This window comes from Haliscomenobacter sp., from assembly GCF_041740695.1.
Classification (GTDB): domain Bacteria; phylum Bacteroidota; class Bacteroidia; order Chitinophagales; family Saprospiraceae; genus Haliscomenobacter.
On sequence record NZ_JBGSLK010000045.1, the window covers coordinates 1 to 14,892 of the forward strand.

The following is a 14,892-nucleotide window of genomic DNA, read 5'->3' on the forward strand; positions in this document are numbered from 1 at the left end:
GTAACTATTTAGCAGCCGCCTTCGGCGGCTGCTAAATATGAAAATAAAAAGTATCTTAGGGCATCAAAAACATTGAGTTGGAGCTACCAAAAACAGTCGAAGGCTGCCACGTTGTGATCAATCAACTGCTGTTGATTATCGAACACCAACAAAAGCAAATTGACGAACTAAAGTCAAGCGTTGCGGAGTTGGAAGCACGGCTGAACCAAAACAGCCGCAATTCAAGTCGCCCGCCCTCCAGTGACGGCCTAAAACGTAAACCCGGTATACCTAAAGAGCCTAAAGAAAAGGGCGGTCAGCATGGTCACAAAGGGAAAAATCTGGAAAGAGTTGACAATCCAGATCAGATTATCCGCCTGGTGACGCCCCAGTGTACTTGTGGCCTTGCCCTTGATCCTCAAAGCGGGGTAGTCGTACAAACGCACCAGGTCTTCGATTTACCCCAACCCAGATTAGAAGTAACCGAATATCAAGTGATCCAGCAAGTTTGCACTTGTGGCTGCACTCATCAGGGTCAAGTGCCTCCAGGGATTAATGCAGGGGTACAATATGGTTCTGGGGTTCGCGCTTTGAGCGTACTATTGAACAATTCCTGCCAATTGTCTTTCCAAAAAATTAGTACGCTTTTTGAAGACCTATTTGGCTATAAGCTCAATGAAAGTACCGCGGTGTCCAACAATAAACTGGCTTATCAACGTCTGGAATCAGCAGAAAATCAAATTAAAGCGTCCCTTGTGGATAGCCCCTTGGTTCACTTTGATGAAACTGGAATATTGGTGTCCACTAAATTAAAATGGCTACATACCGCTTGCAATACCCTATTCACCTACCTTTTTGTGAGTGCCAAACGAGGTGGTAAAGCTCATCAAGAGGCAGCATCCATCCTGGCTGCTTTCAGGGGCTGGGCCGTTCATGATTGTTATGCCACTTATTTCACCTATACTAATTGCCGGCATGCGCTTTGTATAGCTCATTTATTGCGTGAACTTCAAGCGCAAATTGAACAACAAAAGCTTTGGGCAGCTGAACTCAAAGCATTCCTTTTGGACTTGTACCAACGCAGTGATAAAGGAAAAGGAACTGTCCCCCAAATCGCTAGTGAAAAACAAAATTGGCTGGAAAAGTGCCAAAAAGCCATCCAATTGGAGGAACTTTTAATACCCAAAATAGATTTACCCGATCCGCTTAAAAAGAAAAAAAGAGGACGAAAACCCAGGGGAAAAGCACTTAGCCTCTTAGATCGACTGGTCTTACACAGCGATGCTGTTTTGGCATTTGCCGAATTTGAATGCGTCCCTTTTACCAATAATCAAGCTGAAAGGGATATTCGTCCCGTAAAAACCAAGCAAAAAGTTGCTGGATGCTTTCGTACCATCGAGGGTGCTGAAACCTATGCCCGAATTCAAGGCTTCATTAGTACCTGTCGTAAGCATCAACTCAATGTTTTCAATGAACTTCGTGCTGCTTGCAGCACCCAAATATATGTCGCGCCCTTCGGGCGCTAAATAGTTACCAAAATTTATTTAAATTGCTGTACCAATGACAAAAATTGACCAGCGCAAGATCATTATTCCACAGACTGAAACAAGGGGCATTACAAAAGATCATCAAGGATTGCTTGGAATGGGTGGACAAGGAATAAAAAATAAATGTCAAACCAAATCATAACACATAGGAATCTACATCTCGGAATAACTTCCATCACCATTGGATTAGTTGGGCTGACCTATGGCATTTGCCCGAGCAAGGTTTTACCTCTATTGTTCACCTTCAAGGTTGAAAGTGTCGACTTGAATCATGTTTTCAGGGCAACAATGGGCCTGTATGTGGGCTTTGCAACATACTGGATGATTGGCATTTTTAAATTTGAACATTGGCGCAATGCAACCCTAAGCAGCGTAATTTTTATGGGCGGCTTGGCATTTGGTCGAATGATAAGTATAATCATTGATGGGGCTCCATCTATTGCATTTTCATTGGGTGCTGTTGCAGAAATAGTACTGATGCTTTGGGGAATAAATAACTTGAAAATCGCGTCAAAAACAAAATAAACCCACATCTTTGTAAACGCAATCAGCACAATTTCCTGCTCCAACTCCTCCACATGAAGCATAAAATCATCGATACCTTCTTAGGCTTTACCATTGGCGATGCACTTGGTGTTCCCGTTGAATTCATTAGCAGGGAAGTATTAAATGAAAATCTGGTGAAGGGGATGCGTGCTTTTGGTACCCACCAGCAACCTGCAGGCACTTGGTCCGACGACAGTTCTTTGGCTTTGTGTTTAGCGGAAGCTTTATGCACTGGTTACGATCTGAATGCCATCGCCAAAAATTTTGTGCGTTGGTATGAGGAAGCTTTTTGGACTGCTCATGATAAAGTTTTTGATGTTGGCATTGCCACTGCACAAGCCATTACCAGACTCAACCAAGGAGATTCTCCTTTCACTTCTGGAAACCGTGCAGAAAACAGCAATGGCAACGGTTCACTGATGCGGATTATGCCGTTAATTTTTTACATAAAAGACAAAGACATCACTACCAGATTCAGATTGGTAGCAGAAGTTTCAGCCATTACACATGCACATATCCGCTCCATCTTGTCTTGTTTTATCTATACGGAATTTGCGCTGGAGCTTTTGGAAGGTGTTGAAAAAAACGCTGCTTATCGAAACACTCAGCAAAAAGTCAATGCCTTTTTATCGGATCATGAGATTTGTGATGAGCTTGAAAAACATAAGTTTCACCGCATTTTAGAAAACCCATATGGCGATTATGAAATCCGCCCTTTACTTGATTACGCCGAATCTGAGATAGTTTCCAGTGGTTATGTTTTGCATACCTTAGAAGCCAGCTTGTGGTGTTTTTTGAAGCACAACTCCTATGCGGATACGGTGCTTGCAGCGGTTAATTTAGGTGGAGACTCCGATACAACTGGATGTGTCACCGGAGGGCTAGCGGGCTTGTATTACGGCCATACAGGAATTCCAGAAGCGTGGATTGAGCTTTTAGCGAAAAAAGAAGAAATTACAGCTCTAGCTCAGCGGCTTCATAGGGCAGTAGAATATTTGCAATAATCAGGTTAAACAATAAACCATGAATTCAGAATACAATAAAAAATTAATACAGTTGTGGCCTATGGAGGTTGAGACCTTATTAGAAGCGTTTAAAAATCCATTAGAGGTTGGAAAATTCACGTTGCTTAGTTGTAGTGCAGAAGCGATTCTTTTTATTAACGTGCATGTTACCTTAATATTCAGGTATACTTATGACCGATATCACACACCTGTAGATCATATGACTTTTGATGGAGTCGAGCTTCTAACGAGAGCTGGGCAAAGATATGATATAGTCGATTTTGCAAAAAAAGAAAACGGAGAGTTCAATATCTATGAATATCTCAGCAATAATTTGAAAGAGAAAATTTATTCAAGGCAAAGTTATTGTAGGTTGATAGAAGCCTATGTTTTAGATGAAATTCAAAATGGCTTTTAGAATTAAATTCCTCACCTGCACAAGTCTCTCCCACAAAAACCAAAACAAAGAGCGGTGACCCGTCACCAGGCCACCGCTCCCCATTAAAAACTATCATCAGCCTTGCGGCCATTCATCAAACCAAATCATAACGACCCAGGTTCATCACCTTGTTCCATGCGGCCACGAAGTCGTATACGAAGCGCGTCTGAGCATCCTCACAGGCGTACACTTCAGCGATGGCACGGAGCTCGGAGTTCGACCCGAAGATGAGGTCAACTCGGGTACCCGTCCACTTCACGATACCGGTTGCACGATCCCGGCCTTCAAACACATTTTGAGCATCCGAAGTTGCACTCCAGGTGGTATCAAAATCGATCAGGTTGGCGAAGAAATCATTGGTCAAGGCTCCGGGAGTACTGGTGAAGACACCGTGCTGGGAGTGATCAAAGTTGGTGTTCAGCACCCGCATGCCGCCTATCAGCACCGTCATTTCAGGAGCAGTCAGGGTCATCAGTTGCGCTTTGTCTACCAGCATTTCTTCAGCCGATATCGCGTAGCGAGAGGTCATGTAATTGCGGAATCCATCGGCAATGGGCTCGAGGACAGCAAATGATTCCACATCGGTTTGCGCTTGCGAGGCATCGGTACGCCCCGGTGTGAAGGGTACGGTCACTGAATGTCCAGCATTTTTAGCCGCTTGCTCAACGCCGGCACAGCCCGCCAGCACGATCAAGTCGGCCAGTGAAACCTGCTTGCCCCCAGTTTGAATGCTGTTGAATTCGCTTTGGATGCTTTCCAGCGTGCTCAGTACTGTTGCCAGTTGAGTTGGGTTGTTGACCGCCCAATACTTCTGAGGTGCCAAACGAATGCGGGCGCCATTGGAACCACCACGTTTGTCAGAACCCCGGAAGGTAGATGCTGAGGCCCAAGCGGTAGATACCAACTGGGATACCGACAGTCCGGAAGCAAGAATATTGGCCTTCAGCGCAGCGATGTCCTGCGTGTCGATCAGTGGATGTGTAACCTCAGGAGTAGGGTCCTGCCAGATCAGCTCTTCAGCAGGTACTTCTGGTCCGAGGTAGCGCTCCTTTGGACCCATATCGCGGTGCGTCAGTTTGAACCATGCCCGAGCAAACGCGTCGGCGAACTGATCAGGATTCTCGTGGAAACGTCTGGAAATTTTCTCGTATGCAGGATCCAGCCGCAAGGCGAGGTCCGTCGTAAACATAATGGGTGCATGACGTATTGAAGGGTCGTGTGCATCCGGTACAGTATTGGCACCCATGCCGTGCTTAGGTTTCCATTGGTGTGCACCAGCCGGGCTCTTGGTCAGCTCCCATTCGAAGCCAAACAGGTTTTCAAAGTAGTTGTTGCTCCATTTGGTGGGCGTGGTGGACCAAGCACCTTCGAGGCCACTGGTAATCGTATAACCTGCATTGCCACTTCCGTAGGAGTTTTTCCAACCCATACTTTGCTCCTCAATGCCCGCAGCAGCGGGTTCTGGACCTACGAACTGGTTGGGATCGCCAGCTCCATGGGCTTTACCAAAGGTGTGTCCACCAGCAATCAGTGCAACGGTTTCTTCGTCGTTCATCGCCATGCGACCAAAGGTCTCGCGAGTGTCGCGGGCTGCTGCGATTGGGTCAGGATTTCCGTTAGGGCCTTCCGGGTTCACGTAAATGAGCCCCATTTGCACTGCAGCGAGCGGGTTTTCCAATTCGCGGTCACCGCTGTAACGTTTGTCTTCCAGCCACTTGCCTTCAGCACCCCAGTAGATTTCTTCCTGGGGTTCCCACACATCCTCACGTCCACCAGCAAAGCCGAAGGTCTGGAAGCCCATCGACTCCAGGGCACAGTTTCCTGCGAGGACCATCAAGTCTGCCCAGGAAAGTTTTTTACCGTATTTCTTTTTCACGGGCCAAAGCAACAAACGTGCTTTGTCCAGGTTCCCGTTGTCGGGCCAGCTATTGAGTGGTGCAAAACGTTGGGTACCAGCACCTGCGCCACCACGACCGTCGGCGATGCGGTAAGTACCTGCGCTGTGCCAGGCCATACGAATAAAGAATGGTCCGTAATGCCCGTAGTCGGCTGGCCACCATTCTTGAGAGGTGGTCATCAGCTCAACGATGTCCTTTTTAACCGCATCCAGGTCCAGCGTTTTGAATTCTTCAGCGTAGTTGAACTCCTCACCCATAGGATTGGACAAGGAAGAGTGTTGACGTAGGATGTTCAACCTCAACTGGTTTGGCCACCAGTCACGGTTTCTGGTACCACCACCAGCGCTCTGCTTGAGTGCTCCACTAGAGAATGGGCACTTGCCTGCACCGTTACCATTGTTATTTTCCATAATGCGATTGATTTATAATCTTGCACAAAATAAGGGCGATTTTTCTTAAAATTAAATTTATAATAACGATGCCTTTATAGTCAAAAACTATAACAACGACTTGTGCTTCTTTTTTACTGTAAATCAAAAAAATGGAACGTAATGCAAGCTTTCCCACACCTTATGTAAACAAGCCAATTGTTTACAACTCAAAGCAGGCGACGCTGAAACTGCTACAACAAGAAGTAAGCCCTCAGATTTACCGTAAAAACCTACTAATCATGAAAACAAACCTTACCAACACCCTATTCAGCATCATCGCTGTTTGTTGCTTCACACTTAATTTGACTGCTCAAAACTCCCCCAAAATCAAAAATGCAGCAGGAACTGAAATCCAATTGGGGCCGATGCCTAAAGTAGTTGCTCCCATCCGAACCCCCACAACCCCATCCCTCTCGACTTACCGACACAACCTTTCCAACGGCGGCACCCAAACCGTTAGTTTGTACAAATCCCCGATCAGCAAACCTTTTGAGTTGAGAAAAGGATTGTCTCCGGTAAATGGAGGAGATCCAGCGTTCACTTGTACCAACATGAACATCACTGCGGAATCAGGAAATTTTGAGTTGTCTAACTTTGCCCCAACTGATTTCATTTACCCCGGTGGAATTGTGGATGGCATGACCATCACCTCGGGGGAGTATCGGCAAATTGCAGCGGCAAGAAATCCGTTAGCCATTTCCATCAGCCTCACCAATGGTGGTGCCGCTCCAGTAAGTGCCGCAGTGAACAACCCCAATTTGGCAACCGTTAGAGAAGCCGTTAACCAGCTTCTGGCAGGCAATAATTTTAGCCAAGGTGTGGAAGTTGGCGAAACCAAAATAAAAACCGTCTATTCATCAGAAGACATTGCGGTACTGATGGATGTGCATGCCCGCAGCTTGTTGGGTAGTGGCCTCAGTAGCGCGGTCAGTATCTCGACGGAAGCCAATAAAATAACGGTAGTAAAAGTCATCAAGCAGCGTTTTTACAGCGTAGATGTGGTTCCACCCACAAATTCACAAAACTTCTTTGCAAACCCCAATACCCAAATTTCACCAAACTGGACCTACATCAGTTCTGTAAAATACGGTCGGATCGGGGTTTTGGTCATGACTTTTGAATCAAAAAGCCAGGACATCAACGTCAACCTTGAGGCTAAAATTCAGGGTTTGATCGGAAGCGTTTCGAATTCATTTGACCAGGAAATTGTCAGCAATTTCAAAAGTTTGAGGGTCCAGGCTTTCCAGTTAGGGGGCGTCCCCATGAACATCCCTGGTGGTTCGGTAGCCAGTTTGGCTGCGGCCCAGAATATCTTCCAGCGCTTTGACAATTGGACAAAGCTGCCCGTTCAAAACCCACAACCCATTTCCTATTCGCTTCGCTTTGTTCAGTATGAAAATGGTGGCCCGGCTATTGCCAGTTTGCAATCTACGCTGAACTACGTTGCACGGCGCTGTATTGCCCGCCAGCCGCGTTATGAAGTAGTACTTAAGGAAATAAAGTGCATCCGTGCCGATGATAGCAATGGCGATGAAGATCTGTATGGTTTGCTGTACAGCAAAGCCTACAAGGGCAATAATGCAAGCATTTTACCCTTGTTCAACCAATCTGAAACCGTGTTGCGCATCGTTGAATGTAGCAATAAGTCGCTCAAAACAGGTGCATCTTATAGTCCACCCAACAACCTGCGCTACTACGACGTCCCTGCCGCCGATCTGGACGCCCGAATCATCATAGGCGGAGACCTAGACGAGGATGACAACTGCGGCGCATTGAATACTGGCGACGATGATGAGTTTGACGATGAAAACGGGGCCAGAACGCAGCGCACCATTTTCTTCAAAAACATCGGTACCACCCCTATGACGGTTCTTTTTGATCACAAAAGCGGTGGCTCGCATGTCCAACAGGTCTGGATCTTGAAAAAAACGTACCTATAAGTGCTCAAAAGAGTACATTGCAATGGTGCTCAAAAGGGAATGGCACAGTCTGCTGGCTGATGCCATTCCCTTTTACAAAGCTACTGGGATTGGGCTGCGGGCGTCCAGACAGTAGTGCACCCTACTCCTCATCCACAAACTCCAAAATATCCCCTGGCTGGCAATTCAGCGCCTTACAAATGGCTTCCAGGGTACTGAAACGCACGGCTTTGGCTTTGCCCGTTTTTAAGACGGAAAGGTTGGCGATGGTAATGTCTACTTTTTCCGCGAGCTCTTGAAGCTGCATTTTGCGGCGTGCCAACATCACATCCAGATTGACTACAATGGGCATGGCTTATACGGTTAGTTCGTTTTCTTCATTGATTTCAATGCCCCGTTTGAAAATTTGGGAAACGATGTACACAATTGCGGCAATCAACAAAAATTCGTCTCCAATACCAAGATTGCCTAATTGCGCTCCGGTGGATTTCTCCAGCCATTTGAAATAGGACATCCCCACAATGTTGATGAGCCAAATACCGAGTATTTCAAAGGCAATTTTTTCCAATCTTTTGGCTACATCCCTTGAAAACGGCGTTTTGAGCCTAAGTTTTGACAACAACTGAATGGCCAGATACCACACATGGGCCGTCATGGCTGACAAAAAAACAACCAGCGACATGGCATTGACGAAAAACCAGACGTTGTATTGGCGGAGCTTTAACAGCAGTGGGTTAACCTCGTAGAGCTTTTCCGCCAAGGTCGGATCAATAAAACCGACAACCAGCGCCACGGCCTGGGCCCCAGCTTTTATGGCATACCCAACGAAGGCCAACCAGGCCACAACTTTCAAAAAGGTGAGAATGTGTTCTGTCTTTATTTTCATCTTAGTTGTTTTTGACAAGGCAAATATCGGTAAATATTTATTGATAAACAATAATTTTTTGGTTAAAAAAGATAAATTCTGCAATCAGACGCAAATCAAAATTTTCAAATCATCTCATAGTGATCCACTCATTTACAGACCCACCCTTTCAGTTGCGCTGAATAATCATCGATTTTTTACTATTCCCTGGATTCTTAAGCCAATTTTAAGAATAACATTAGCTTCCTTAAATCTTCTGTAAGCAATCTTTGCATCATCATTAAACAAAAAAATGAGCAAATGATTTCAGCAACTCACATCCACGCGATGCTTATTCACTTCCCAATTGCCTTGCTGATGACTGGCTTTTTATCGGAAGTAATCGCCTTATTCAGTAAAAAAGATTTTTTTAAGCACGCAGCATTTTACCTTTTACTGCTCGGCGCATTGGGTGCATCTGCAGCCTACATAAGTGGAAGTTATGCTGGCGAAGGTATTGAAGAGGGGCCTTTAGAGATACCAATGGAATTACACGAAAATGCAGCGCTTCTAACGCTTTGGCTTTCCATTATCACAGCCATGTTTCGGGTTGTATTATACTATTTCAAATACAATCGTACCTGGACCAAATGGGTAGGTATTTTATTGTTTTCAGCCCTAATCGGAGCGATTACCTATACCGGTTATTTGGGCGGTCAACTTGTCTACGCCCATGGCGCAGGAGTAGAACTTGCACTCCCCGGTTTTAATCCTTCCTCAATGGATGATGATGAATAAATCTAATCATTACCTTTGGTTAATTCTTTCAAAAAAACATTAGATGAGGCTATTGATTGTAGAAGATGAAGTCTCAATTGCCAATTTTCTCTGCGAAGGGTTAGAAGAAGAGGGCTTTGCTGTAGATCTGGCAGACAACGGGAAACAAGGATTGCAACTTGCACTTGACTCCATCAATGAATATGATGTCATCTTACTTGACTGGATGTTACCAGGTCTGAGTGGAATTGAAATTTGTCGAAACATCCGGCGAGAAAACAAAACCGTGCCCATCATTTTTCTTACCGCAAAAGACACCGTAGACGATGCCGTGTTTGGTTTAGAAACAGGTGCCAATGATTACATCCGCAAGCCATTTTCGTTTGAAGAACTACTTGCCCGTATCCGGGTTTTACTTCGCACTAAGGAGAATGAAGTAGTTGTATTTGGCGCAGGAAATATCCAAATGGACATTGAAAAACATGTTGTCACCAAGCGAGGTAGATTGATTGAACTCACTCAAAAAGAGTTTGCACTGCTTGAATATCTTTTGCGCAACAAGGGAAAAGTTTGTAGACGTACCCGGATCATTGAAAAAGTTTGGGACATTCATTTTGACTACGATACTTCAGTCATTGATGTCTATATTAATGCGCTCCGCAAAAAACTGGACGAAACTGGGGAGCCGTCATTGATAACCACAGTGAGGGGGGTAGGATATAAAATCGAAACTGTAGAATGAAGCTTAAATTCAAAAACAGGATAGCACTTTTCAATACAATTGCCGTTGCGATAACAACGGCAATTGTGTTTGTTGTTATCTATCTTGTGGTAAGCCAAACTGCGCTCACCCATTTGGATAATGACATTTTAACCGAGAAAGAAGAAGTATTTAGCAACCTTGACTGGCATCGAGATTCAATCATCATCAACAAAATGCCAGAGTGGGATGAAGCTGAGCACAACAAAATAGAAGTGAATCCTACTTTTTTACAAATAGTGAATACAAAAGGTAAAGTTGTTTTCCATTCCTCCAACTTGCTTAAAGACCAATTCTTTTTTAATCCACACCTTGACCAGGAACTATTTTACAACAGCCGACTCAGCAATCAAAAAATCCGCTTGGGCCAATTCCCAATAAAAAATAAAAATAGAAAAATTATTGGGCAACTAACGATAGCCATTTCACGGCAAGAATCATATGCTATGCTGAATAGTTTGTTGTGGATTTTACTCATTTCATTCCCACTTGTGCTCATTGTCCTGTTTATTGCATCATCAGTTGCGGCATCTAAAGCCATTCAACCAGTTCATCAATTGATCAGTACGGCTTCCAAGATTAATGATGCAAATATTGAAACAAGGCTGCGATTACCCGAACGAAAAGATGAATTGTATGACCTTACAAAAACAATTAACGAATTGCTCGCTCGAATAGAAGCCAGTATGCTTCAACAGAAACAATTTACAAGTGATGCCTCACACGAAATAAGAACACCACTCACAGCCATTAGAGGAACGCTGGAAGTACTGATTCGCAAACAGCGAGAACCCAAGGTGTACGAAGAAAAAATAACCAGCATCATTCAACAGGTTGACCGCCTGAACAATTTGCTTGAACAATTGCTGCAACTTGCCCGGATTGAATCAGGCGCTGTCGCAGCAAAAAAAGAAACCCTGTTTTTGTCATCCATTATCCATGCACTCCATTTAAAATGGCGTGAAGCTTTAGCCGGCCGAGCAATGGCCTTTCATGTTGATGTTGCTAAAGAAGCCACCGTTACAGCGGATAAACTTTTCATTGAATTAATCCTAGACAATTTGGTCAGCAATGCAATTAAGTATGGAAAAGAATACGGAAATATTTTTATTGTATGGAACGAAGATTTGAAAACACTTTCAGTAAAAGATGATGGCATCGGTATTTTAGCTCAAAATCTTCCCAATCTTTTTGATCGATTTTATCGTGCTGACGAATCCCGTAGTTCAGTTATTAAAGGGAATGGTCTTGGACTTTCTATTGTTAAAAAATTATGTGATCTACAAAGCATTAAGATGTTTGTTGAAAGCCAGCCCAATGAAGGCAGCACTTTTACACTGAATTTTCCCCGATAATTATTTCTGCTCGTGTCTATTTTATGGCCAAGGCCAAATTAAAGCTATTCAAAACTACCTAAAATCCGCACCAAGCTCTTAAGCCAATTTTAAGAATTCTCCAAGGTTATTTGAATGCTCACCCTAGCATCTTTGCATCATCATTAAAATCAAACACAAATGAAAAAAGCAACAGTCATTATCGTTCTTGCCGCAATTGCTTCCAGCGTAGCACTTCAATCATGCACCAGCAATAATCAGGCAAATGCTGAAATGCAAAAACCAAAAACCGAATCAACAGCCGGGAAAACTGAACTTGTTTCATCCAAAATGGATGCAAAGGGACTATCAAATAAGGCAGATGCAATCAACATGCAAAACATGCAGGATGCTTTTAAAGGGGAAACCACTGCAAGCGCAAAATATACAGCTTATAGTAAAAAAGCAGAAGCTGAAGGATACCATGAAATTGCTTTACTATTTAAAGCCGCATCTATTTCTGAGAACATCCATGCTAACAATCACCAAGCCGTATTGGAAGCTGCAGGTCAAGAGGTTGCCGCAGTCACTCCTGAGTTTACAGTACGTGCAACGGCTGAAAATTTAAAAGACGCCATTGCTGGTGAGAGTTATGAAATCAGCACAATGTATCCCGAGTTTTTGAAAAACGCTCAAACTGCCGGGAATCAACTTTCGTTGTTGAGCCTAAACTATGCCTACAAAACCGAACAAAAACATAAGCCACTCTACGAAAAAGCACTTGCAGCTTTGCAAAGTAAGACGGTAAACTCGTTGCCAACAGTGTACTATGTTTGTTCTACTTGTGGCAATACTTATGATGCAACTGCACCAAAACGCTGTGGCATATCGATGACCAGTTCAGAAAAATTCATAAAAATTAACAGTCTTCATTCATAATGAATAGTTAGTCGGGTGTATGTTGAAGCTCTGGAGCAATCCAGGGCTTTTTTTATTTTAGTACAGTTGCCTTAAACCCGCTTTAAAGCAGCATTCACACCCCCAACCATCGATTATTCCCCACTAGCCACAGCCCAAACACCCCTACTCGTAGAATCCCCACTTTTAGTCCAAATATTGATGTTATCTTAGTTAGTCAGTTCTTGTTCAGTTGACACCAAATGTCCATTCAATACCTAACTTTTTAAATGCTACAAACATGAAAAAAATCACTCTTCTTGTTGCTGTAGGCGTTTTAGGAATGCTGTTTATTTCCAGTACTTACCAAAAAGCCGCTAACAAATACAACTTCAGCAAGGGCACGCCCGCAGTAAAGTCCATTGCCGCTTTGGTTTTTGGCCCCGATGGGGTGTTGTTCATTGGTGATTCGCAGAGTTCAACCGTGTTTGCGGTGGAAACCAAAGACACCAAAAAAGCCGCCAGCGCGCAGTACGACGTAAAAAACATCGATGTGAAAATTGCCGAAGCACTGGGGACTACCAAAGAGAATGTTTCCATCATTGATATGGCGGTTAACCCGGTTTCCAAAAAACTGTACATCGCGGTAAAAAGTGCAGACGGCACTCCGGTGTTGCTCAGCCTCGGCACCAACAACGAACTCAAAGCCGTTTCGCTTACCGATGTAAACTTCTCTTCCACCGCCGTCAACAACCCTCCCGACGAAACCAAAAAAGACCGCCAAGGCAAACCACTGAGCCTGATGTCCATTTCGGATATGGGTTTTGAGGATGGTAAATTGTTGCTCAGCGGCTTGTGCAACAAGGAATTCAGCTCTTCTTTCCGCAGCGTTAGCTTTCCCTTCACGGGCAAAGCTGAAGAAGAAGCTACTTTGGAATTGTACCATGCCAACCACGGTCGGTTTGAAACCACTTCACCCGTGCGCACCTTTTCCACCACCACCATCGAGGGCAAAAAATACGTAGTGGCCAGTTATACCTGTACGCCGCTGGTGCTTTTCCCGATGGATGAACTGAAGCCCGGCGCGCACGTCAAGGGCAGAACCATTGCCGAAATGGGCAACCGGAATACACCAAGCGACATGATTTGGCTGAAAGATGGCAACCAAACTTTCCTGGTCATGGCCAACGACAACCGCCCAGCCTTTAAGGTAAGTCACGAGGAGATCGCAAAATTCCAGGGCACTTTGACTGAAAAAGTGGAAGGAACGGCGGGCACCAATTTTATCATTTTGCCACATGAAAAAGTCTTACAATTGGCCAAATTGGATGAAAACAAGGCCGTAGTCATTCAAAAGAAAAGCAATGGCGACATTGATCTTTGGACTTCCGATGGCAAAAACATCTAAAAGAAATACCGTAAAAAAAGGCGGGCTGCAGCTGATGTGCAGCCTGGCCTTTTTATCCCTCCTGGCCTTGTACGCTTGCCAAAAGCGCGAAGAGACCATAGAACTGGTGTGGAACAACCAGCGGGCGACGGGCATATCCATCCCTAAGCATCTAGTCAAGAACTTTTCGTCCGCTGCCATTGATCCTTCCATCAAAGTAGTCTTGGGGAACAATGTGGATCAGGCCATTTTGGGCAATTTTTCGGCAGACAACTCCAAGCTATTGTTTGAACCACTGATCCCGTTAACCCCTGGACTCACCTATCGCATTTTGGAGAACAATCGCTCCATCGGGCAGCTGTTCGTTCCGTTCAACAAAAACGAAAAAGCGCCCGAAGTGCTGGCGATTTACCCGTTGTTGGATACTTTACCAGAGAATTTACTCAAGTTTTATATTCAGTTTTCCAAACCGATGCGAACCGGAGAATCTCTACAATTCATCCATTTATTGGATAAAAAAGGGGATACGCTCCGCGATGTTTTTTTGAATTTGCAGCCCGAATTGTGGGATACTTCTGGCACCGTACTCACCTTATGGCTCGACCCCGGGCGGATCAAACGTGGCCTGACTTTAAACCGAGCCCTCGGCAATCCCCTCAAAAGGAACGAGATGTATCAGTTGGTAATCTCACCAGAATGGAAGGACAATACGGGGTTAAAACTGTCCCAAAAATGCAGCAAAACTTTTGTGGCTGGAAAGCGCGACGAGCAGGCACCGGACATCAAACAATGGCAATTGCAGCTCCCCAAAGCAGGTACAACTGCCTCCCTCCGCATCAACACTCAGGAATCCCTAGATCACTATTTGTTGAGTGAATCCATCGGCATCGTCGATCAAAACAACACCTTGGTAAAAGGAAAAATAAGGCTAGATAAAAAAGACCAGCAAGTGGTTTTTGCACCTGCAAAGCCCTGGAAAGCGCAGCGATATCAATTACAGGTCGATGCTCGCCTGGAAGACCTTGCCGGGAACAACCTCAACCGCGTTTTTGATCGGGATATCACCAAAGCAAAAAGTAGGACGAAGAACTATTATGAGCTTGCTTTTGAGGTGACGCCTTAGCTAGTCTATTAATGGCTAAGGTGTCTAT

15 protein-coding genes are annotated in these 14,892 nt (G+C 44.6%); 12 read left to right on the plus strand and 3 right to left on the minus strand.

Features of this window, described 5'->3' with window-relative positions; translation table 11 throughout:
* Nucleotides 1-113: 113 nt before the first annotated feature.
* Genes ACEW9O_RS09960 through ACEW9O_RS09980 form a run of 5 tightly spaced genes read left to right on the plus strand, consistent with a single transcriptional unit; the run spans nt 114 to nt 3,494 of the window.
* Entirely contained in the window at nt 114-1,505 is a 1,392-nt protein-coding gene (locus ACEW9O_RS09960; RefSeq protein WP_373550060.1) for an IS66 family transposase, read from the plus strand.
* A 34-nt stretch (nt 1,506-1,539) separates the two neighbouring features.
* Entirely contained in the window at nt 1,540-1,668 is a 129-nt protein-coding gene (locus tag ACEW9O_RS09965) for a hypothetical protein (RefSeq protein WP_373550009.1), read from the plus strand.
* Nucleotides 1,650-2,051, plus strand: a complete 402-nt coding sequence (locus tag ACEW9O_RS09970; protein WP_373550010.1) for a DUF4345 domain-containing protein — start codon at nt 1,650-1,652, stop codon at nt 2,049-2,051. The genes ACEW9O_RS09965 and ACEW9O_RS09970 overlap by 19 nt, the downstream gene beginning before the upstream one ends.
* A gap of 53 nt (nt 2,052-2,104) precedes the next feature.
* A complete protein-coding gene (locus ACEW9O_RS09975; protein ID WP_373550011.1) occupies nt 2,105-3,076 on the plus strand; it encodes an ADP-ribosylglycohydrolase family protein in 972 nt (323 codons plus the stop codon).
* Nucleotides 3,077-3,095: 19 nt separating this feature from the next.
* Nucleotides 3,096-3,494 carry a hypothetical protein gene (locus tag ACEW9O_RS09980; protein WP_373550012.1) on the plus strand — a complete coding sequence of 133 codons (399 nt, stop codon included), beginning with the start codon at nt 3,096-3,098 and terminating at the stop codon, nt 3,492-3,494.
* Nucleotides 3,495-3,609: 115 nt separating this feature from the next.
* Here the strand turns inward: ACEW9O_RS09980 and katG are convergent, their stop codons facing one another.
* A complete protein-coding gene (gene katG / locus ACEW9O_RS09985) occupies nt 3,610-5,823 on the minus strand; it encodes a catalase/peroxidase HPI (protein ID WP_373550013.1) in 2,214 nt (737 codons plus the stop codon).
* Between the two features lie 260 nt (nt 5,824-6,083).
* Between katG and ACEW9O_RS09990 the strand changes: the two genes are divergently transcribed.
* Nucleotides 6,084-7,784 (plus strand): thiol-activated cytolysin family protein, encoded by a 1,701-nt coding sequence (locus ACEW9O_RS09990; RefSeq protein WP_373550014.1) that lies wholly within the window; start codon nt 6,084-6,086, stop codon nt 7,782-7,784.
* Between the two features lie 121 nt (nt 7,785-7,905).
* Here the strand turns inward: ACEW9O_RS09990 and ACEW9O_RS09995 are convergent, their stop codons facing one another.
* Nucleotides 7,906-8,115, minus strand: a complete 210-nt coding sequence (locus ACEW9O_RS09995) for a helix-turn-helix domain-containing protein (RefSeq protein ID WP_373550015.1) — start codon at nt 8,113-8,115, stop codon at nt 7,906-7,908.
* Between the two features lie 3 nt (nt 8,116-8,118).
* Nucleotides 8,119-8,649 (minus strand): DUF2975 domain-containing protein, encoded by a 531-nt coding sequence (locus ACEW9O_RS10000; protein ID WP_373550016.1) that lies wholly within the window; start codon nt 8,647-8,649, stop codon nt 8,119-8,121.
* Between the two features lie 279 nt (nt 8,650-8,928).
* Here ACEW9O_RS10000 and ACEW9O_RS10005 point away from each other — a divergent pair, with 279 nt between their 5' ends.
* The 6 genes from ACEW9O_RS10005 (at nt 8,929) to ACEW9O_RS10030 (ending at nt 14,864) form a co-directional block, all read left to right on the plus strand.
* The gene (locus ACEW9O_RS10005; protein ID WP_373550017.1) at nt 8,929-9,405 is read left to right on the plus strand and encodes a DUF2231 domain-containing protein; all 477 of its coding nucleotides are present in this window, start codon (nt 8,929-8,931) and stop codon (nt 9,403-9,405) included.
* Between the two features lie 43 nt (nt 9,406-9,448).
* Nucleotides 9,449-10,126 carry a response regulator transcription factor gene (locus ACEW9O_RS10010; RefSeq protein WP_373550018.1) on the plus strand — a complete coding sequence of 226 codons (678 nt, stop codon included), beginning with the start codon at nt 9,449-9,451 and terminating at the stop codon, nt 10,124-10,126.
* On the plus strand, nt 10,123-11,499 hold the full coding sequence (locus ACEW9O_RS10015; RefSeq protein ID WP_373550019.1) for an ATP-binding protein: 1,377 nt from the start codon (nt 10,123-10,125) through the stop codon (nt 11,497-11,499). Before ACEW9O_RS10010 ends, ACEW9O_RS10015 begins: the two co-directional genes overlap by 4 nt.
* 159 nt (nt 11,500-11,658) lie before the next feature.
* Nucleotides 11,659-12,396, plus strand: coding sequence for a rubrerythrin family protein (locus ACEW9O_RS10020; RefSeq protein WP_373550020.1), 738 nt, complete (start codon nt 11,659-11,661; stop codon nt 12,394-12,396).
* Nucleotides 12,397-12,655: 259 nt separating this feature from the next.
* Complete coding sequence (locus ACEW9O_RS10025) at nt 12,656-13,762, plus strand: hypothetical protein (protein ID WP_373550021.1); 1,107 nt, start codon at nt 12,656-12,658, stop codon at nt 13,760-13,762.
* Nucleotides 13,719-14,864 (plus strand): Ig-like domain-containing protein, encoded by a 1,146-nt coding sequence (locus ACEW9O_RS10030; RefSeq protein WP_373550022.1) that lies wholly within the window; start codon nt 13,719-13,721, stop codon nt 14,862-14,864. The genes ACEW9O_RS10025 and ACEW9O_RS10030 overlap by 44 nt, the downstream gene beginning before the upstream one ends.
* Nucleotides 14,865-14,892: the final 28 nt, after the last annotated feature.

Excerpts from the sequence above, each read along its gene's own strand:
- ACEW9O_RS09990 (WP_373550014.1), top strand. The coding sequence starts at position 6,084 with ATGAAAACAAACCTTACCAACACCCTATTCAGCATCATCGCTGTTTGT.
- ACEW9O_RS10000 (WP_373550016.1), bottom strand. The coding sequence starts at position 8,649 with ATGAAAATAAAGACAGAACACATTCTCACCTTTTTGAAAGTTGTGGCC.
- ACEW9O_RS10010 (WP_373550018.1), top strand. The coding sequence starts at position 9,449 with ATGAGGCTATTGATTGTAGAAGATGAAGTCTCAATTGCCAATTTTCTC.
- ACEW9O_RS10015 (WP_373550019.1), top strand. The coding sequence starts at position 10,123 with ATGAAGCTTAAATTCAAAAACAGGATAGCACTTTTCAATACAATTGCC.
- ACEW9O_RS09995 (WP_373550015.1), bottom strand. The coding sequence starts at position 8,115 with ATGCCCATTGTAGTCAATCTGGATGTGATGTTGGCACGCCGCAAAATG.
- ACEW9O_RS09975 (WP_373550011.1), top strand. The coding sequence starts at position 2,105 with ATGAAGCATAAAATCATCGATACCTTCTTAGGCTTTACCATTGGCGAT.
- ACEW9O_RS10005 (WP_373550017.1), top strand. The coding sequence starts at position 8,929 with ATGATTTCAGCAACTCACATCCACGCGATGCTTATTCACTTCCCAATT.
- ACEW9O_RS10025 (WP_373550021.1), top strand. The coding sequence starts at position 12,656 with ATGAAAAAAATCACTCTTCTTGTTGCTGTAGGCGTTTTAGGAATGCTG.
- katG (WP_373550013.1), bottom strand. The coding sequence starts at position 5,823 with ATGGAAAATAACAATGGTAACGGTGCAGGCAAGTGCCCATTCTCTAGT.
- ACEW9O_RS10020 (WP_373550020.1), top strand. The coding sequence starts at position 11,659 with ATGAAAAAAGCAACAGTCATTATCGTTCTTGCCGCAATTGCTTCCAGC.
- ACEW9O_RS09980 (WP_373550012.1), top strand. The coding sequence starts at position 3,096 with ATGAATTCAGAATACAATAAAAAATTAATACAGTTGTGGCCTATGGAG.
- ACEW9O_RS09965 (WP_373550009.1), top strand. The coding sequence starts at position 1,540 with ATGACAAAAATTGACCAGCGCAAGATCATTATTCCACAGACTGAAACA.
- ACEW9O_RS09970 (WP_373550010.1), top strand. The coding sequence starts at position 1,650 with ATGTCAAACCAAATCATAACACATAGGAATCTACATCTCGGAATAACT.
- ACEW9O_RS10030 (WP_373550022.1), top strand. The coding sequence starts at position 13,719 with ATGGCGACATTGATCTTTGGACTTCCGATGGCAAAAACATCTAAAAGA.